At 51.6% G+C, this 19,762-nt stretch carries 12 protein-coding genes and 1 rRNA gene; 2 read left to right on the top strand and 11 right to left on the bottom strand.

What is annotated here, in order from left to right; genetic code table 11:
- Positions 1–236: 236 nt before the first annotated feature.
- Complete coding sequence (gene clpX / locus DL94_RS0109080; RefSeq protein WP_028129881.1) at positions 237–1,514, top strand: ATP-dependent Clp protease ATP-binding subunit ClpX; 1,278 nt, start codon at positions 237–239, stop codon at positions 1,512–1,514.
- Between the two features lie 58 nt (positions 1,515–1,572).
- Here clpX and ilvN read toward each other — a convergent pair whose 3' ends face one another.
- From ilvN to DL94_RS14620, 5 genes are all read right to left on the bottom strand, one after another.
- Positions 1,573–2,073 carry an acetolactate synthase small subunit gene (gene ilvN, locus DL94_RS0109075; protein ID WP_028129880.1) on the bottom strand — a complete coding sequence of 167 codons (501 nt, stop codon included), beginning with the start codon at positions 2,071–2,073 and terminating at the stop codon, positions 1,573–1,575.
- Positions 2,073–3,764 carry a biosynthetic-type acetolactate synthase large subunit gene (gene ilvB, locus DL94_RS0109070; protein WP_037371667.1) on the bottom strand — a complete coding sequence of 564 codons (1,692 nt, stop codon included), beginning with the start codon at positions 3,762–3,764 and terminating at the stop codon, positions 2,073–2,075. Before ilvB ends, ilvN begins: the two co-directional genes overlap by 1 nt.
- A gap of 839 nt (positions 3,765–4,603) precedes the next feature.
- Positions 4,604–6,286: a DUF6056 family protein gene (locus DL94_RS0109065; RefSeq protein ID WP_156031772.1), complete on the bottom strand. Its 1,683-nt coding sequence runs from the start codon at positions 6,284–6,286 to the stop codon at positions 4,604–4,606.
- A gap of 101 nt (positions 6,287–6,387) precedes the next feature.
- Positions 6,388–7,716 (bottom strand): hemolysin family protein, encoded by a 1,329-nt coding sequence (locus DL94_RS0109060; RefSeq protein ID WP_028129877.1) that lies wholly within the window; start codon positions 7,714–7,716, stop codon positions 6,388–6,390.
- Positions 7,717–7,756: 40 nt separating this feature from the next.
- Positions 7,757–8,968, bottom strand: coding sequence for a DEAD/DEAH box helicase (locus DL94_RS14620; protein WP_037371666.1), 1,212 nt, complete (start codon positions 8,966–8,968; stop codon positions 7,757–7,759).
- A gap of 239 nt (positions 8,969–9,207) precedes the next feature.
- Between DL94_RS14620 and DL94_RS14615 the strand changes: the two genes are divergently transcribed.
- Positions 9,208–10,803, top strand: a complete 1,596-nt coding sequence (locus DL94_RS14615; RefSeq protein ID WP_197020733.1) for a DUF4127 family protein — start codon at positions 9,208–9,210, stop codon at positions 10,801–10,803.
- Between the two features lie 171 nt (positions 10,804–10,974).
- On the opposite strand, the gene DL94_RS0109045 is transcribed toward DL94_RS14615, so the two are convergent.
- From DL94_RS0109045 to rrf, 6 genes are all read right to left on the bottom strand, one after another.
- A complete protein-coding gene (locus DL94_RS0109045; protein WP_028129876.1) occupies positions 10,975–13,467 on the bottom strand; it encodes a DNA topoisomerase III in 2,493 nt (830 codons plus the stop codon).
- 20 nt (positions 13,468–13,487) lie between these two features.
- The gene (locus DL94_RS0109040) at positions 13,488–13,856 is read right to left on the bottom strand and encodes a YkvA family protein (RefSeq protein WP_028129875.1); all 369 of its coding nucleotides are present in this window, start codon (positions 13,854–13,856) and stop codon (positions 13,488–13,490) included.
- 28 nt (positions 13,857–13,884) lie between these two features.
- Positions 13,885–16,083: an SF1B family DNA helicase RecD2 gene (locus tag DL94_RS0109035; RefSeq protein WP_028129874.1), complete on the bottom strand. Its 2,199-nt coding sequence runs from the start codon at positions 16,081–16,083 to the stop codon at positions 13,885–13,887.
- Between the two features lie 60 nt (positions 16,084–16,143).
- The gene (locus DL94_RS0109030; protein ID WP_028129873.1) at positions 16,144–18,126 is read right to left on the bottom strand and encodes an ABC transporter ATP-binding protein; all 1,983 of its coding nucleotides are present in this window, start codon (positions 18,124–18,126) and stop codon (positions 16,144–16,146) included.
- A 60-nt stretch (positions 18,127–18,186) separates the two neighbouring features.
- Entirely contained in the window at positions 18,187–19,509 is a 1,323-nt protein-coding gene (locus DL94_RS0109025; RefSeq protein ID WP_028129872.1) for an LCP family protein, read from the bottom strand.
- 130 nt (positions 19,510–19,639) lie between these two features.
- Positions 19,640–19,756: ribosomal RNA gene (gene rrf / locus DL94_RS0109020) — 5S ribosomal RNA — on the bottom strand.
- Positions 19,757–19,762 lie beyond the last annotated feature (6 nt).

Here is a 19,762-nt window from a genome sequence, read left to right as displayed (position 1 = left end):
ACAAGCAAGCTATGCGCGAGCTTGGTTTAGACCTAGCTTACCTTGTGGGGCAAAGCCAGTCAAATTTTGACTTGGAACCAGACGTCAGTACGTCCAGTACCCGAATATTATAGCACGCTGCTTTTCACTATGCAAGAAAGGAAATAAAATTTGCTTGAAAATTTTTCGTCCCTATACGATAATACTAATATCAGAATACGAAATAATATGCTTGCTATATACAGAAAGGATTATTTATGGCAACTCAATCAGTAAAACACCAGTGCAGTTTCTGCAAACGCACCATTGAAGTCCGCAATCAGTACGATATGCCCATCTATGACCCCAGCACGGGGTTTGCAATTTGCAGCAACTGTATCCGCGAAATCAATCATTTTCTTGATGAACACGCTGCCGCCCAGCAACAGGACGAAAAACAGGTCTTTGCCGGTCAGCTCGATGATATTCTTGCCAAGAATAAGCCGCATATCATCAAACAGTACCTTGATGAGTACATCATCAATCAGGACCGCGCCAAAAAAATTCTCTCCGTGGCGGTCTACAATCACTACAAACGCATGAAATACGGCTATCAGAATGATGACGGTACGGAAATTGAAAAGTCCAACGTCATCATGCTCGGCCCGTCCGGCTGTGGCAAGACGGCCCTGCTGTCCCACCTGTCCAAACTGCTCGACATTCCCTTTGCCGTAACTGACGCCTCCAGCCTCACAGAGGCCGGCTTTGTCGGCGCTGACGTGGAAGTGGCTGTGCGCAACCTTTACTACGCCGCGGACAAGGACGTGGAAAAAGCCGAACACGGCATTATCTATCTGGACGAATTTGACAAAATCGCCCGTAAATCCGGCGCCAACAACTCCATCACCGCTGACCCCGGCCATGAAGGCGTACAGCAGGCCCTGCTCAAAATGCTGGAAGGCAGTGTGGTGGAATTCACCTCCCGCGGCCAGCGCAAGCACCCGGAGGCCCCGACCATCAAAGTCGACACGAAAAACATTCTGTTCATCGTCGGCGGTGCTTTCGTCGGCATTGACGAAGTAATTGCCAAGCGCCTCAACAAGGCCAGCTCCATCGGTTTCGGTGCCGAGGTTCAGGGCAAGGACGACAAGCCCAAGTTTGATGAACTCATACACAAGGTACGTCCGGAGGACCTCATGCAGTATGGCATTATCCCGGAAATCATCGGCCGTCTGCCGGTAATCTGCACCCTCGAAACCTTGGACGAGGACGCGCTCCTGCGCATTCTCACCGAGCCGAAAAACGCCCCGGTCAAGCAGTATCAAAAACTGCTGGCCATGGACAATGTGGAACTCGAATTCCAGGAGGACGCCCTGCGCGCTGTGGCTCGCAAAGCCATCGAACGCAAGACCGGAGCCCGTTCCCTCAAAGGCATAATCGAGGATATCATGCTCGATGTCATGTTCGACATTCCCAAGTCAAATGAACCGCGTAAAGTCATCATTACCAAGGCCTGCATTGATGAAAATGCCAAACCTGAAGTTGTGAAGAAATAACAAAATCCCTGTCTGGTTATCTTTGCCAGACAGGGATTTTTTATTATCTAAATGACAGTCACATGTGTTTTGCCGGTATGGGCCCACGGGACAGGGCAATAGCCCCGGTGCGGGCGATTTCGATAATCTCGTATTCCGAAAGAACTTCGATAATGCCGTCAATCTTGCTCTGCTGGCCCGTAAGTTCAATGACCACATTTTCCTGACTGACGTCTACGATATTGGCCCGGAAGATATTGACAATATCAATGAGCTCCGCCCTGTTTTCCCGGGTGGCCCGGACTTTTATCATCACCAGTTCCCGGGCGATGGAGTCCACTTCCGTGAGATTTACAATCTTAATCACATCGATGAGTTTGCTCAGCTGCGTCATGACCTGGTCCAGTTCGTTCTTGGACTCCACTGATACCACGATATTGATACGGGTGACATCGGCCTCCTCCGTATAGCCGGCGGAAATGCTTTCGATATTAAAGGCCCGGCGGCTGATAAGCCCTGATACATGCGTGAGGACACCGGGTTTATTGTCTACGAGAACAGCCAGTAAATATTTCTTCATCATTTGCTACCTCCCAGCACCATTTGGTCAAGCCGCTTGCCGCCCGGAACCATCGGGAGAACATCTTCTTCCTCGGGAATCAGTACATCGATAAGGGCTGGTCCTTTTTCGGCCATAATCTTGGGCAGTACCGTTTCCAGTTCCTCTTTTTTCGTCAGACGATAGCCCTTTAAGCCCATGGCCTCCGCCAGTTTGACAAAATCCGTCTTGCCCTTCAGTTCGGACTGCGAGTAATGATGGTTGTAGAACAGGCGCTGCCACTGGCCCACCATGCCCAAAATGCAGTTGTGGACGATAACGACCTTCACATCGATATCATTGTCGGCAATAGTGGCAAATTCCTGACAGTTCATCATGATACTGCCATCACCCGTGATTAAAACAACCTTGCTGTCCGGGCAGCCCACCTTGGCGCCCATAGCCGCCGGCAGGCCGTAGCCCATTGTCCCCTGACCGCCGGAGGTCAGGAAATGGCGCGGCTTATACACATCGAAGAACTGCGCCGCCCACATCTGGTGCTGGCCTACATCGGTAACCGCAATGGTATCCTTGTCGGACAGCTCGCTGACTTTCCGCAGCAGAGCCCCCGGTTTTATAGCCTCTCCCTGCTCCACATAGCTGAAAGGATGTTCCGCATGCATTTGCATGACTTCCGCTTTCCACCCCTGGAATTTCTCCGCCAGCTGTCCACCAGCAGCCTGCAGCTGCTGATTAAAGCGCGGCAGCGTCCAGCGCAGGTCACCCAGTACTTTTAAATCAGCCGTCACATTCTTGTTGATTTCTGCCCGGTCCAGCTCAAAATGCAGGATTTTAGCCTTAGGCGCAAAGCCGTCTACCCGTCCTGTCACCCGGTCACTGAATCGCATACCGATACACAGCAGCAGGTCGCATTTTTGAATCGCCATATTGGCGGCGTAGCTGCCATGCATGCCGGCAAAGCCCAAAAAGCCTTCGGTGTCGGCAGGTACAGCGCCCAGCCCCAGCAGCGTGGAAGTTACAGGCACGCCCAGCGTTTGCGCCAGTTTCTGTACCTCTGCAGACGTATCGGAGCTGATCACTCCACCTCCGGCAAAAATCAAGGGACGCTCAGCCTTCTGCACCGCTGCCACGGCAGCCGCAATCTCGTCCTCGTTGCCATCATAAACACCGGAATAACCGCGCAGGTTCACAGTTTCCGGATACTTGTAATCAATCTTCGCATCAAAGACATCTTTCGCCACATCAATGACCACCGGTCCTTTGCGGCCAGTGCTGGCGATAAAGAATGCCTCTTTGATTATCCGCGGCAGGTCATTAACATCTTTCACGAGATAATTATGTTTCGTTATCGGTGTCGTAATACCGAAGATATCAGCCTCCTGAAAAGAGTCCTTGCCGATATAGGGATTGGCGACCTGACCGGTAATGCAAACCAGCGGCACTGAGTCCGTGCAGGCCGTAGCTATCCCCGTAATGAGGTTCGTCGCCCCCGGCCCGGAGGTGGCAAATACCACGCCCACCTTGCCAGTAGCCCGGGCATAACCATCAGCCGCATGGATAGCGCCTTGTTCATGCCGCGTTAAAATATGCGGAAATTTCATCTTATATACAGCATCATAAAGTGTCAGCACCGCGCCCCCCGGATAGCCAAACACCATTTCGACGCCTTCCCTTTTCAGGCTTTCCAGTACTGCCTGAGCACCATTCATCATCAAAGCCAGCCCTCCCCAAATTGTTTACAGTTGATATAATAATCCACTAATTATTATACACTATTTGTATACAATATTACAACGAACATTTTCATTTATACTTATAAAGCGGCACTAGGCAGCAAGTACAAGCAAAAATATTTATGAAATACTAAATTCTATTCACACAGAGAAATTACATTTTGACGGTCAGTTCGTGCTAAAAATTATCCCGATAATACGTGCACGGGGTTCACGGGGGAGTAATTTTTCTGCCTCCGCTAAACGACACACCTCGTAAAATACTGCTGTCCAGTTACCTGCGCCGGGCAGGCCAACGGCGCTCCTTTCAGCGTAGTTGCTTAGCTAAGCCCAACAGTGTGCCGGCCTTCGCTGCGCTTAGGCAGTCGCTCCCCGCATAAAAATCACTCCCCCGTTCGCCCCCACAAACGGCCTGTACAATTGCCACGAACCCGTTCTCCCGTAACAAGAACATCGATGTGCTTGTTACCTGTCACTGAGAAAGAATCATTTTACACGGACGTCGCTTAGGGCGGAGGTGGTGATGCTTTTCGCAGTGGAACGACTGTCCGAACGCAGTGAGGACTGGCCCACAAACAACAGTCCCTGGACATTGAGCTGAACCATCGCGCCGACTGCTTGCCGGCGCATGCAGCTGGAAAAGACCAAACTTTTGCTGGTGGGTCATTCAGTGCAACAGCGAAAAGTATTACCACCTCCACCCGACTGAGCTGAAACAAATAAAATAAAGCAGGTATTGACCGTCAAACTGCAATAAAAAAATCTGTTGACGCTTTTCGTCAACAGATTTTTCTCTCAGGGTATATTCCCCTGCATATTTAATGTTTTATATCTTCCAGCCGCACGCTGGGGTCCAAAATAACATCATTTATACCGAAATAAGTGCATACATGTATGCGCGTCAACCCATTATCGTAATCATCATAAGCAATATGACGCAATACCCGGCGTCTTTCCGGAATCGCACTTGGCGGCAGCGTTACTACAAGATTGCCGCGATTGGCCTCATAAGCAATATGCCCTACACGGATAGCGTCCTCCTGCCAAATACTATGCATTACCGCCAATGTAGCAATCATGATAAAGCCCACAATACACAGTCCGCCGCGGCGCAAAATCTTAGCCGCATCGCCTTCCAGCAATACTTTTGCCACTGCCGGTATCCGCAGGATAACCACCGCACCGATGATGAAAATAACCGAAGAGCTGTATAATGCACGCCCAGGGAAGGACGGTGCGCCTACCACGACAAAATTGTTAAAGAAAGCCAGGCCAAGAAGGAACGCACCATAACGCAGTTCCGGGAAGTCAGCTGCCAGCTGTTTCCAGGTAATCTGCTGTTTCAAGGAACGGATTCTGTCCTTAAACAGGCCAGTGCGTTCAATCGTCACCAGATATACCCAGGCCACTGCCAGCACATACAGCAGAACCTCTTCCAAGCTCTCCATAAGATTGTTGAAGTGCTCCAGCGTCAACGGGTCGCCCAAACCGATGGGAACCAGCAGTACCTTGACAATGGCTGCCTCGATGATATTTGACATAAAACCGTTGGTGGAGTATGATACTAAACTCAAAAGCATAAAGCCCAGTAAAACAAAATGTTTGCTGGGGCTCTGGCTGGTTTCCGGAACTTCCAGACCGCGCTTGCGTGCCGCCTCCATAAACAAAATGCGGCAAGCCAGAACGAGCGTCAAAATGATGGGAATCATATACATAATCATTTCCAGGTTGCCCGGAATCTGATTAAGGAAATGGAACAACCAGGAGCGGTCCTCATCATCAATAATACGCTGCTGATTACCCGGTGAAAACAGGCAGGCCACTGTGCCGATAATGGAACCGACAGCCCCTGTAATCATCCAGCCCTTAAGCAGGCCGCGGCGTTTAGCCAGGTACGTACATAACACGGCCAGCAGGGACGTGGTAACAGTCAGATTTTCCACCGAGCAGGCACCAATCATGCCCAAAATAAACATGACCGGCATGAGCCACCACTGCGTGCCTTTCATATTGCCTGCCAGAAAAACATTGTAAGGCAGCAGAAAAATAGCCGCCAGCAATCCGGTCCACATATAAACAGCAGAACCGCAGCACCATAAGATTACTTCCCCAAAATGCGAAATTCCCAGCCAGGAAAACAGCCCCATTAAGAGCAGCGCCTTGGGCTCACGCAAAAACTGCCAGTCACGGCGGCAATGCATCAGCATAACGGCCAGCATCGCACAGAACACAAAAGCATTGGCCCAGTTATACCAAAATTTGCCTACCCACATAAAGAAAAACTGGAAGAAGAAACTCACCAGCCGCCCACCATGGGTTATGTAATAGCGTTCCAGGGAATACATAACATCTCCCATGGACTGCAAATGTTCACCGGTACGCCAGATAACACTGTGCCAGTAATCATCCCTGTACATGGGCATCCAGGCATTAGCCACATACATTATTATGAAAAAACCTGCCAATATAGCCAAGCTCATTCGTACTTGTTTATTCTGCAACTTATCCTCCTACTTTCTATCTTTAACTCGTCACGGCAATAAACATACCAAATTTGTTAACACACCGATTCATTATACCTTAGCAATTTTCTTTGTGCAAGCTACACGATTTCCTCGTGTTCTTCCTTTAATTCCTGTGCCAGTTTAATCAGCACTCTGGTTATCCGGGCACCATCAACCTCTTCGACGTAGAACAGGTTGCCCAGTGCTGCCGCCATCTGACCGATACGCGGTTCCGTCCCGATTTGGTCATAGAGCCAGCCGCCGACACTGTCCACTTCCTCGTCCTCCAAGGGGATTTCCAGAATATCGGCCAGTTCCTCCAGCAGCATTTTAGCGTCAACAGAATATACATTATTGCCACGGGATTCCGCAGTCGGACGTTCTTCGTCGAATTCGTCCTGTATATCGCCCACGATTTCTTCCATAATATCCTCGATGGTCACCATGCCGGCAGTACCACCATACTCATCAACCACAATAGCCATCTGACTGTGACTGCCCTGCATAGTTTTCAACAATACATTGACGTCCATGCTCTCCGGCACCACCAGCGCCTTTCTGGCTAATTTTCGCAAATGTGGTTTCTTGCCGCTGGCCATGACCTTCATCAGGTCCTTGACATGCAGAAACCCGATAATATGGTCCTTATCCTCCTTGCATATCGGATATCTGGTCATTTGTTCAGACAGAATCACGTCCATGTTTTCCTGCCAGCTGTCCTCCAGATATATGACCACCATATCCGTCCGCGGTGTCATAATTTCCCGGACATTCAGCTCGGTAAAATCAAAAACATTGTCCACGAAATCCGCCTCTGTATCATCAATCAGCCCCTGCCGGTGGCTCTCCTCCATAAGCAGGCGGATTTCCTCTTCCGTGTGGGCTGACTCACTTTCGCTGGCGGCCTTAAAGCCCATACGGGCTGTTACCCAGTTGGCCACGTGATTTAACAGCCAGACAAACGGATACATGACTTTATGAAAAATCAGCATAGGCAGGGCAACCGCCAGCATGATTTTTTCCACGTTTTGAATGGCCATGGTCTTAGGCGTCAGTTCGCCCAGGACAATGTGCCCGGCAGTGATGATGGAAAAGGCGATGACCAACGACAGCGTATGCCCCACCATATCGTCCAGGCCTGCCAGCTGCGTGAGCGGCAGGATAAGCTGCGCCACCACAGGCTCACCAACCCAGCCAAGCCCCAGGGACGCCAGCGTAATCCCCAGCTGCGTCACCGACAAAGAGGCGTCAAGATGGTCTGTGAGCCTTTTTGCATACACCGCCCGGCGGCTGCCTTCGGCAATCAGCGTTTCCAGTCTGGAAGAACGGATTTTCACACAGGCAAACTCCGCCGCCACAAAAAAACCGTTCATAAATATCAAAAATGCCACGAGTACCAGCTGCAATAGTATCGGTACAATGTCCAAATTCTACTCCCTCCATAAATATGCACAAAATCCGCCGGGTTTATTTACCCACAGGTTTAGCTTTCCCCTGCCGCGTCTTTGTCACTTTCCCCTTGCTCCCCTGAGCTGCTTTGTTCTTTTTCCGGCCACCGGCTGGTTTATCGCCGCCCTTTAAGGGCTTAAATTCTATACCGAGTTTCTTCTCGAGCTGCGCGAGCTTATAGGCCTCCTTGTTATCAGCCAGTGTGATAACAGTCCCCTTGGCCCCGGCTCTGGCCGTACGGCCGGCTCTGTGCAGGTAGACCTGCGCATTTTCCGGCAGGTCAAGATTGAACACATAATCAACGTCCGGAATATCCAGCCCTCTGGCGGCTAAATCCGTGGACAGCAATAATTTTATGCGTCCGGCCTTAAAATCAGCCACCGCCTTCTGCCGGGCCTGTTTGTTATTATGCCCCAGCAAGGTGCCCACCATAAAGCCTTCATAGCGCAGCTGCGCCAGAATTCTTTCGGCGTCAAATACCTTGTTGATAAAGACCAGACCTCTTTTTACTTCCAGCCGCCGGGCTAAGTGCCGCACGGTTTCTACCTTGTTGCGGAAGGGCGTCATGCGGTAAAGATTCTCACGCCGGCCTTGAGCAGCGCTGTCCTCTTCCACTTTAATGACTTCCGGGTGCTGCAAAAAGTCGGCTCGTTCCAAAGCCTTTTTCGGTGCCGTTGCCGACACCAGCACTACCTGCCGCTCAGCCGGCAAAATCCGTACCACCGCAGCGGTATTATCGATGTTCTGGTCATCAAACAAACGGTCAAATTCATCAAGCACCAGCATTTTTACGTTATGGAGCTTTAATTTATTCTTTTGGGCCAGCTCCAAAATACGTCCGGCCGAGCCCACGATTAACTGCGGCTTGTCTTTTAATTTGTCCATCTGCCGGGCTATGTTGGCACCACCGATAAGCCCCTGCACCTTAATGCCCAGGCCAGCCCCCTGCGCAAGTTCCCGGGCAATCCCGGCAATCTGCATGGCCAGCTCATAAGTCGGCGCTAAAATCACAGCCTGGACATCACGGGAGGCAGCATCAAGGCCCTGCAAGACCGGCAGCAGATACGCCAGCGTCTTGCCCGTGCCCGTTGGCGCCTGCGCCACCAGATTGCCGCCGCCCAAAATTTTGGGAATAACCGCCGCCTGCACCGGCATGGGATTTTCAATTCCCTGTTTCTTTAATACATCAGCTAGGTTTTCGCTGACGCCCAGTTCTATAAAATTGCTCATATTTCTTGCCTTTCTTAACGCGCATTAAAGCCTGCCAGAGCGAGGACACAATAGGCCTGCGCTCAAACAGACTATCACATGAAAGCATTATACCATAAAAGGCCAAACAACGCATAAAACTTCCCCACTAAATATGCCCCAGCCTTATATTCTGCCTAAAAGCAGGAAAATCACCTTACAACAACGAATTTTTTATGATATTGATATCGTATCCCATAGTCACGGAGGTGTATTTTATTTTGAGAAAAATATTTTTACTTTTAGTCATAACCATGAGCCTGGCCCTGCTGACCAGCAGCTTTGCGTTTGCCGCCAATGTCGGTCAAGGCAAAAAAATTCTCTTTGTGCCCCTCGACAATCGTCCCATCACGGACAAGGAAACTGTCGATGTCGCCAAAAAACTCGGCTATGATGTGGTCGTCCCCCCGGAAAATCTCTTAGGTACCCGTGAACAACACGGCAACCCGGACGGTCTTTGGGACTGGCTGCGTGCCAACGCACCCGGTGCAAAAGCCGCTGTAGTTTCTACCGATGCCCTGCTCTACGGCAGTCTCGTGGGCTCTCGCAGTCATGAACTCACGCAGGAACAAATTGCTGACAGGGTAAACCGCTTTCAAAAACTCCATCAGGATTTTCCCCGTCTCCCCGTCTACGGCTTTGGCACTATCCTGCGTACCCTGCTGACCGCTACTCACTCTGGTGCAGGTATGGAGCCGGAAATCTACCAGCAGAACGCCGTAAAAATCTACGATTACAGCAAGCTGCGGGATAAGGCAGATATGGGGCAGGCCTCCAAACAGGAACAGCGTGAAATGCAAAGGCTGGAAAAAGAAATTGCCCCGGCGGTCATGGAGGACTGGGCTCACCGCCACAACCTTAATTTCAGCGCCAACAAGTCCCTTATCGACCTTACGGGACAAAATGCTTTATCCTTCCTGTTCCTCGGCGGCGATGACGGCGCCTTTTACTCCCAAACCCATTACGAATTCCGCCAGCTGCGCGAGTACGGAAAGAACATCGGCAAAACAAAATTTCAAATAACCTCCGGCGCTGACGAACTGGGCATGGTCATGCTCTGCCGCGCAATTCTTGACGACAAACGGGATATCCCCTTTGTCTACACGGCCTACAACGTGGGCAAAGGTGCAGACACCATTCCCAGCTATTGCGTAGAAAAAATCGGTGATGATGTAGCCAATACCATTATCGCCGCCGGCGGTATGTCGGTGCCCGCTCCCCAACGCGCAGAACTCGTTTTTGCCGTCAGCACCAACGCCGATGGTCAAACGCTGGAAGCCAATTCCCCCAAAAACACCATCAAGCCCCGCAAAGGAACCATGCCGTTTGTAAAGATGGTCAAGGACTTTGTTGACAAGGGATATCCTGTAGCCGTAGCCGACATTGCCTATGGCAACGGTGCCGACAACGCCCTGATGAACGAACTGCACAAAGCCGATTTGCAGTTCAAACTGCAGGCCTACGGTGGCTGGAACACCGCCACTAATACCACCGGCTTTCTGCTGGGCACCGGCCTGCTCACAAAATGGATGGATAAACAATCCCGGGACGAACTCATGCTGGCCAGATACTTAGAGGACTGGGGCTATCAGGCCAACGTCCGCCAAAGCCTTGCCAGTGCCGTATGGAGCCAGCCCGGTTTCAACCACCAGACAGGCAATCTGGACGGCGCACGCAATTTTGCCGCTGCCAAAGGTACTGAACTGCTGCAAGATTTTGCCCAGCAGAATATCAACCTGCCAGCAGGCCTTTCCTTAGCAAAACTTCACATCACCCATCCCTGGAACAGACTGTTTGAATGTGAAATCTTCTTCTGAAAAATTACTTTCTTGACTTTATCATAAGCATAGCCGGGGTAATCATTGCCCCCACAATGCAATGTACGCAATAAGCCCGCTGGCTGGTAATGCCTTTCCTGAGCGTTTGACGCTTGCGTCTCAGCGCAGGAAAGATATTGCCAGCCAGCGGGCGTCTTATTGTATAAAATTCTACGAATCCAACAATGGCATGCCCTTATTATCATCAAATGTCGCAGTACACCGCGGATAATTGCTGCAGCCCCAGAACGCCCCGTTTTTGCCGCGAATCAGTCTTAAATGGCCTTCCCGGCACTTGGGGCACAGATATTTATCATCAGCCGCTGTCTTTTCCTTGGCGGCCTTTTCGAGCGGATTGGCCGAATACTTGGGCTTATCACCCCAGTTCTGCCACTGGCGTGGCGCCGGACGGCTGGCCTCATAGCTGGCCATATCTGCCGCCATCTGCGCCTCATAATCGGCCGCAGCAAACAGGGAATTTAAATCTGCCATATCCTGGGCACTGGGGCCAGTCCCCGTCTGGGCATAAGCCACCGTAGCCACTCGGGGCGCAGTACGCACGCTCCCACCGCTCTGTCTGGCCAACTGGCTGGCTGACACCGCCGCCGGCGCAGTGCTGCGCGCACTTCTGGCCATACGTGCCTTAGCATCGTCCAAGTCCGGCTTGCCGTCCTTATCATTGCAGGTCATGCGGCATTTGGGATAGTTGGAACAGCCCCAGAACAGGCCGTTCTTGCCCTTGCGCTGTGTCAGTACACCGCTATGACAGCGCGGACAGACATTTTCGCCTGTGACTTCCATTTGGGCATTGCCGGCCTTGCCGCAGAGTTTTTTGGTAAACTCTATCTGACCGGTCAGAAATTCCTCTAAGGTACCATCGCCCTCCGACATGGAGTGCAGCTTATCCTCCCAAATCGCCGTGGAATCAGGATAGGTCATTTCATCAGGCAAAGCGTCCACTAACAGATAGGCCGCCGGCGTAGGTACAAGATATTTTTTCTTGCCCTGTTTCTGCATAAACTTACGCTTGACCAAATCCTCGATAATCGTCGCCCTTGTCGCCTCAGTGCCAATACCATAGACATCTTTAAGCTGCTTTTTAGCCTCGGGATTTTTCACATACTTGTGAATTTCCTTCATGCCGGCCAGCAGCGTGGACTCTGTAAACCGCACTGGCGGTTTAGTGGCCCGCTGGGTAATATCGCCCTTTTCGTAGGCAACATTATCCTTTTTCTTCATCACGGGCAAAGTACCGTCGCTGTCCTCACTATCGTTTTCGCTTTCGCTGTCCTCATCAGCAGCTTTTTTCTTAGCTGTCTGATACATGACCTTCCAGCCTAAATCACGTTCTGTACGGCCACTGGCAGTGAAAAGTTCTTCCTTGTAAGTGACTTCCACCTTAGTCTGGTCATAAAGGTGTACGGGATAAAACTGCGCCATATACCCCCTGGCAATCAAAAAGTACAGATTGCGCTCCTCCGTGGTCATGGTCTGCATATTAGCCTTGACCGTTGTTGGAATGATGGCATGATGCGCCGAAATCTTTTTGTCGTTCCAGGCCCGGCTTTTTATTTTCGTATCCACCTTAGCCGTCCAGCCCGCGATTTTTTCATCACCGGCCTGTGCCAGATTCGTGATAATCTTCACTGCGTCCCCAAACTGATTGGTTGGCAGGTACTCACAGTCAGAACGCGGATAAGTCGTGAGCTTTTTCTCGTAGAGTTTTTGTGCCGTATCGAGTACTACCTGTGGCGCATAGCCAAACATCTTGCCGGCCAGCACCTGCAAAGACGACAAGGAAAACGGCAGCGGCTGCGGTTCCTGCTTTTTCGCCTTTTGATAGGCAGAGATTACGCCCTCGCGCGGCTCCTGCTGGAACTCGGCCAATTTGGCCTCCGCCACTGACTTGTCAATCAGGCGGTTTTCGCTGTCCAGCCCGGCCATGGTATCCTGTGGTTTCCACTGCGCCGTAAAATGCCCATTAGCATGGGCAAATTCTGCCTTAATGGTGTAGTAATCCACTGGCTTAAAGTTCTCAATCTCGCGTTCACGCCGCACGACCAGCGACAGTGTCGGCGTCTTTACCCGGCCAATGGGCAGCACCAGCTTGTCATGACCAGCCCGGCGCGCCGCCAACGTATACGCCCGGGAAAGATTCATACCGATAAGCCAGTCGGCCCGGGCTCTGGCCAGTGCCGACTGTTTGAGATTGAAAAAGTCCGCATTATCACGCAGATTGGCATTGGCCTTTTTGATACTGGCCTCGTCCAAAGCGTTCAACAAAATCCGTTTCACCGGCTTTTTATTGCCGAGATAGTCCAGTACCTCATCGACGAGCAGCTGTCCCTCCCGGTCCGGGTCTCCCCCATGGACGATTTCATCACACCTGTCAATGAGCCCCTTGACGATGGCAAACTGTTTTTCACAGGATTTATCTACGAAAAGTTTCCATTCCCGAGGGATAATAGGCAGATCCTCTGCCCGCCAGCGTTTGTACTTCGGGTCGTACTCATCGGGCTCCGCCTGCCGCAGAATATGGCCAAACAGCCAGGTCACCACGCCTTCGCCGGTTTCCAGATAGCCATCACCACGGCGCACCGGCCCCTTTAAACACTTGGCGATTTCCCGGCCCATGCTGGGTTTCTCGGCAATGTATAAACGCACTTTAAATACACCTCATAACACTAGAAAATCAGTCTGTACAGGCCATAGATAAGCAGTCCCAGCCAGCACAGCACAAACAATGACGCCATCACCAGGATAACGGGCATATAGCGGAGCATTCGCCCGGCCTGTTCCTCGGCATAATACCGCACATGCCGGGGCAGCATTTTGGTAAGTCCCATAACCGCCGCCGGCACAATCACCACATCGTCAATCACGCCGGCCAGGGGAATGGCGTCAGGAATCAAATCTATCGGACTCAGCAGGTAAAGGATTGCCGCCAGCAGCAGGCCCTTGACATTCCTCGGTGTATCCCGGTGCTTTATGGCTACAAGCATCACCAGCAAATCATAGCGAAACAGTTTTAAAAAGGTCAGGATTCTCCGCATTTTTTGCCCTCCAATCTATAAGCAGCACTTACTCCGTCAAGGCCCCGGCCAAACGTTCGGCCAGCAGGGTATAGCGCTTACGGGTACGGTCATTTTCCACCGCTGTGTTGAGCGCCGCCTTCGTCCCCAACAGAATCACCTGCTTGCTGGCTCTGGTCACTGCCGTATACAACAGATTCCGCTGCAGCATGATGTAATGCCCCGCCGTCAACGGCAGGATAATTACAGGATATTCACTGCCCTGACTCTTATGGACACTCATGGCATAAGCCAGCTGCAACTCTGTCAGCTCATTTTTCTCATAATCAACTTCCAAGTCATCACTGAATTTGACTGTCAAATGGTCGGCCTCCACCTCTGTGATAAAGCCGATATCACCATTAAACACCATCTTGGTGTAATTATTCTTCGTCTGCATGACTTTATCGTAAAGGCGGAAGGTACGCACGCTGCTGGTATATTCCGCCTTATGCGGGGCCGGGGGATTAAGCGCTGCCTGCAGGAGCTTGTTGAGATTTTCCACGCCGCACTCCTGCCGGTGCATCGGCGAAAGCACCTGCACATCTGTCAGCGGATTCCAGCCCTGCGCCGGCAATACTTCCGTACACAGCTTGACAATGCTCTGTGCCGTAACATTGGCGTCATTTATCTCCCAGAATTGGAAATCGCCGGCATTTTGACAAACCGGCAGACGCCCGGCATTGATAGCATGCGCATTTAAAACGATACTGCTGGCCTCGTCCTGCCGGAAAACCTCTGTCAGCCGCACGCTGGGAATCACTTCCGAGCGCAGTATATCTTTGAGCACCGCTCCGGGACCGACAGCCGGCAGCTGGTCTACATCACCAACCAGTATCACATGACAGCCATCGGGCACTGCCGCCAAAAAATGCTGCATCAACACAATATCCATCATGGAAACCTCGTCGAGAATAATGGCGTCCGCCTCCAGCTGTTCATCAGCATCTTTGGCAAACATGGAGGAACCATCTTCCTGCCGGCCGCCCTGTGCCTCCAGCATGCGGTGTACTGTCATGGTTTTGCGTCCGGTAGCCTCTGCCAGCCGCTTAGCTGCCCGGCCGGTCGGTGCGCCTAAGAGTATCTCGCAGCCGGCCATTTCCAGCATATCGATAATGCCGCGTACCACGGTGGTTTTACCGGTACCAGGGCCGCCGGTCAGCACAAAAATGCCGTGCGTCAGCACCGCGGCCATAGCCTCCTTCTGTGCCCTGGCCAGGTCCAGGCCCGTCATTTCTTCCCAGTCAGCTACCATCTGTTCGGGGCTGGCCACATTCAGCTCATCAGCATAACGCTGCAAATACAGGAGCTTGCGGGCCACCTTCTGCTCTGCCCGATAAAGATATGGGGAATATATTAAGGTCTCGCCCCCCAGCGACTCCACCGACAACCGTTGTTTTTTAAGTTGTTTCTGCAGGACCTCCGCTACGCTGAGACCATCCACACGCAAAAGTTTTGCTGTCCGCTGAATCAGCGGCTCTTCGGGAATGCAGCAGTGACCGTTGAGGGATATCTGCTGCAGGGCATAGTCAATCCCGGCGGCAATGCGGTTTTCATCGTCCCCGGCCATGCCCAGGCTGGCGGCAATGGCGTCAGCTGTCGCAAAGCCTATGCCTTCCACCTCCTGTGCCAGCTTATAGGGGTGATTTTCCAAAACGTCCAGCGCAAACGAGCTGTACTTCTTAAAAATCTTCGCCGCCAGGGCCCCGGACACACCATGACTTTCCAGCCAGAGCATGATTTCACGGAGCTCAGACTGCGCCGTATATGATTCCACAATCTTTTGCGCCGTCTTTTTTCCAATGCCCTCCACCTGTTCCAACAGGTGCGGTTTCGTCTCAATGACCGTCAAAGTATCAGCACCAAACTTCGCCACCAGACGGCTGGCCATTGCCGGGCCCACGCCATCGATAACGCCCGACGCCAGGAAACGTTCAATCCCCTCCACACTGGTAGGAGCCTCCAAATGAATGCTCTGCGCCTTAAACTGCTGGCCAAACCGGGGATGTGTCACCCATTGACCAGTCAAATGTACCTGCTGCCCCACCAACGGCGGTTCCGCATTCAAGGTAACGCTTATCCGGCTGTTCTGTCCGGCAGGCTGCAGGCGAAAGACAGCAAATTTACCGTCCGGGCTGGCAAAAATAATGCTGTCCACCAGTCCTGACAACTCTTCACTTTGTGCCCCGCCCCCGAAATTCAAGGTCATTGTCTCCAAACCTGTTGCCACTGCCTGCTCCTTTCTGCGGCCCTATAATACCTTACCTGCTTATTCACTCGCTGCCAGTCGTTCCCATTTGGCATATCGTTCCTCAATTTCCTGCTCTTTGGCGGCGTATGCCTCCGCAATTCGCTGGCTTTCTACCGGATCAGCCTGAATCTCCGGCTGGTTCATCTGATATTCCAGTCCTTTGAGTTCGGCCTCCGCCATCGCGATTTCCGCCTCAGCACGCTGAATCAGCTCCTGCCGCTTGCTATCGCTCATGCTTTGGATTTTACCGGCCTCAGCCCGTTCCTTCGCCGCCTGCCGAGCCTGTTCCTCCGCAGTATGCTCTATCTGACGGCCGGCCTTCTTTGCCTCTTTGGCACGTTTTTCTTTTTCACGCTGCGCCTTTAATTTCGCCGCTGCCTCCGCGGTCTGCCGTTCTTCGGCCTCCGCCTCCAGCTGCGCAGTTTTTTTCAGCAAATAGTATTCATAACCACCATTATACTCCGTCAGGCCGCCATTTTCTAATTCCAGAGTGCAGTTGGCTACCTTGGCCAGGAAATAACGGTCATGGGAAACCGTCAGGAAAGTGCCGGGATATGCCATCAAGGCCTCCTCGACAGCCTCCCGGGCCGGAATATCCAAATGGTTGGTCGGTTCGTCCAAAACCAGGAAGTTAGCTCCGGTCAGCATGAGTTTTAAAAACGCCACACGGGACTGCTCGCCACCTGACAAGTCCCCAATTTTCCGCAGCACCTCATCACCATGAAAGAGAAACGCCCCTAAGTAACGGCGTGCCTGTTCCTCATCTACACCATAGGCGTACATGATTTCGTCCAGCACCGTCATATCCATGTGCAGGCCTTCATGCTGCTGGGAAAAATAGCCGATCTTCACACGCCTGCCGATTTTTATCCGTCCCTGGCCAGCCTCCAGTTCCCCTACTAAAATCTTCAGCAGGGTGGTCTTGCCCGCACCATTGGGGCCCACCAAGGCCACACCATCGCCATTGCGAATAAGCAGGGACACGTCCTTAAACACTGGCTCTGCACCATAGGAAAAGCCCACTTCCTCGAGCTCTGCCACACGCTGAGCACACTCAGGCGGCTTATGGAACGCAAAGTAATTAAAAGCCGCAGCCTCCGGCGGCAGGACAATCCTCTCCAAGCGGTTCAGCTGGCTCTGACGGCCGCGGGCCTGTTTGGATTTAATACCGGCCTTGTACTTACGGATATATTCCTCCGTCTTTTTGATTTGTTCCTGCTGTTTCTCGTATGCCGACTTCAACGCCTCACGCCGTGCCGTCTTGACACGCATAAAATAGGTATAATTGCCCTCATAGGTCACAGCTGTATGATTATCGAGCTCTACAATCCGCGTCGCCACTTTATCCAGGAAATAACGGTCATGGGAAATAATCAGCACGCCGCCCCGATAGGTGCGCAGAAAACCTTCCAGCCATTCAATCATGGCAATGTCCAAATGGTTGGTCGGCTCGTCCAAAAAGAGGAAATCCGGCTCACGTAATAGTGCCTTGGCCAGGCAGATACGGGTTTTCTGACCGCCGGAAAAATGCTGCACATCTTTCTGCAGGTCATCATCACTAAAGCCCAGACCATAAGCTACACGCTTGATACGGCTTTCAAATTCATAACCGTTTAACTGCTCAAACCGTTCCACGACTTTGCCATACGTATCCAGCAGGGCCTCGTCAGCGGACTGGGCGATTTCCTTTTCCAGCTGCCGCTTTCGCTGCGCGAGTTCAATTATATCAGCAAAGGCACGTAAAAACTCATCGTAAAGTGTGCCTTCACCAAAATCGGCCTGCTGTTCCACATAACCGATGGACTCCGCCGCATCCAGCTGTACCGTACCACTGTCAGCCTCTTCTTCGCCCAAAATAATGCGCATAAGCGTGGTCTTGCCGGCACCATTAGCGCCTACCAGCCCTACTTTATCGCTGCCCCGTACTTCAAAATTGACATCTTTGAACAATTCATCAATGCCAAAGGACTTGGCCAGGTTCATCACCTTTAAAATACCCAAATTGCAGTTCACCTCAAATATAGACAAGCAGACGGAGCATGGCTCCGTCTGATAAAAAACTTATTTCTTATAATCCCGTCCGATATGGACTACAGCCTGATTAGAACTGCCACCGTCCATAATCACACAGGCAAAGGGCATGCCATAAAACACATCCGTATTACGCGTGGAAGTCGTTATGGTCGTCTGAGTACGCGTACTTGTTTTGCCCGTTTCCACGCCGGAAATGATAAAGCCCTTGCGCTGCAAAATGCTGGCCACTTCAGCCGCCGCCCCGTTGATACCGCTATCGTTAATCACCATAACGGAAATCTCCTGCGGTTTCATCGGCTCCTTGCTCTCCGGCGCTGCCTTTTCTTCAGTTCCCCGAATATTGCCGGAAGTTTTCTTATCACTCAACAGTTTAATCCCAGCCGGCAGGTTCTTCATATAGGTATCTTCTGCTGCCTGCGCCTGTTCCTGTTCTTCAGCGGTCAGCGTCAAACCTAGCTGCTCAGCCATCAGCGAGCGCAAATCCGTAATATCGGGAATCCAATAGCTGACGTCCTTTATATAAGCAGGCTGTCCCGGCACCATCTGTGCCGTCAGGCCCTTGTCATGCACATCCTTCATCATCCCGGCAAAATCCAATAATTCCCCGAGACTCATATCTGTCTGCACCGCCGAGCGGATTTCTTCCACCAGCTTGGGCAAACGCGGCAGAACACTGGGCGAGACAACTTTTTCCAGCACCGCCTTCATAAATTTCTGTTGGCGGCCAATGCGGCCGATATCACCTTCACCATCACGATAACGTACATACTGAATGGCCTTATCACCGTTTAAATGCTGCTGCCCAGGATAAAGGTCAATGACCAGACCACCGTTATCATCCCAAGGATCTTCATAGTACATGCGCTTTTCCACATTTATATCGATACCGTCCAGGGCGTCAATAATACGCGAAAACGCCTTGGTGTCGATGATTATATAATGGTCGATAGGATTGCCGAGCAGCTTTTCCACAGACTTCTGACTGAGCTTATGACCGCCATAGGCGTAGGCATGATTTATTTTTTCAAAGCCATTCCCCTCAATATCCACCCGGGTATCACGGGGCACCGACAGCAGCGCTGCGCTTTTCTTGTCCTTATCCAAAGCCGCTACCATCATGGTATCACTGCGGCCCGTATCGCCTTCCCGACGGTCAACACCTAAAATCAGGACGCGTGCTATATCGTCCTTCTTTTCTACCGGACTTTCACCGCCCATAAGGCTCGCACTTATACTGCCTCTATACTGATTAGCTGCCATAACACCAGCCCATACCACCAGGAATGTAAGGACAATCCCCAACATCCATTTTACTCGTTTGAAACTGCGCTTAGTGCGTTTCTGCCGCATAGCTTTATCTATCTCCTCTAACACAAGGGTAAAATTCAACCTACTAAGTATAACAAAGATACTGACCTGTGTAAACCGTTATCACCCCTAGAAAGACACAAAAAAAGCACCCCACAGGGTGCTTTCGTCTAACTGGCAACGCCCTATCCTCCCAGTCCGTCTCCAGACAAGTACTTTCGGCGTATGAGTGCTTAACTACTGTGTTCGGTATGGGAACAGGTGGAACCACTCAGCTATCGTCACCAGATATTCT

Source organism: Selenomonas sp. AE3005, assembly GCF_000686945.1.
In the GTDB taxonomy this organism is placed as follows: Bacteria; Bacillota; Negativicutes; order Selenomonadales; family Selenomonadaceae; genus Selenomonas_A.
Note: the sequence above shows the minus strand (reverse complement) of the source record. Positions and strands in the feature narration are given on the sequence as shown.

Excerpts from the sequence above, each read along its gene's own strand:
- DL94_RS0109040 (WP_028129875.1), bottom strand. The coding sequence starts at position 13,856 with ATGCGGAGAATCCTGACCTTTTTAAAACTGTTTCGCTATGATTTGCTG.
- ilvB (WP_037371667.1), bottom strand. The coding sequence starts at position 3,764 with ATGATGAATGGTGCTCAGGCAGTACTGGAAAGCCTGAAAAGGGAAGGC.
- ilvN (WP_028129880.1), bottom strand. The coding sequence starts at position 2,073 with ATGAAGAAATATTTACTGGCTGTTCTCGTAGACAATAAACCCGGTGTC.
- DL94_RS0109035 (WP_028129874.1), bottom strand. The coding sequence starts at position 16,083 with ATGACCTTGAATTTCGGGGGCGGGGCACAAAGTGAAGAGTTGTCAGGA.
- DL94_RS14620 (WP_037371666.1), bottom strand. The coding sequence starts at position 8,968 with ATGAGCAATTTTATAGAACTGGGCGTCAGCGAAAACCTAGCTGATGTA.
- clpX (WP_028129881.1), top strand. The coding sequence starts at position 237 with ATGGCAACTCAATCAGTAAAACACCAGTGCAGTTTCTGCAAACGCACC.
- DL94_RS0109025 (WP_028129872.1), bottom strand. The coding sequence starts at position 19,509 with ATGCGGCAGAAACGCACTAAGCGCAGTTTCAAACGAGTAAAATGGATG.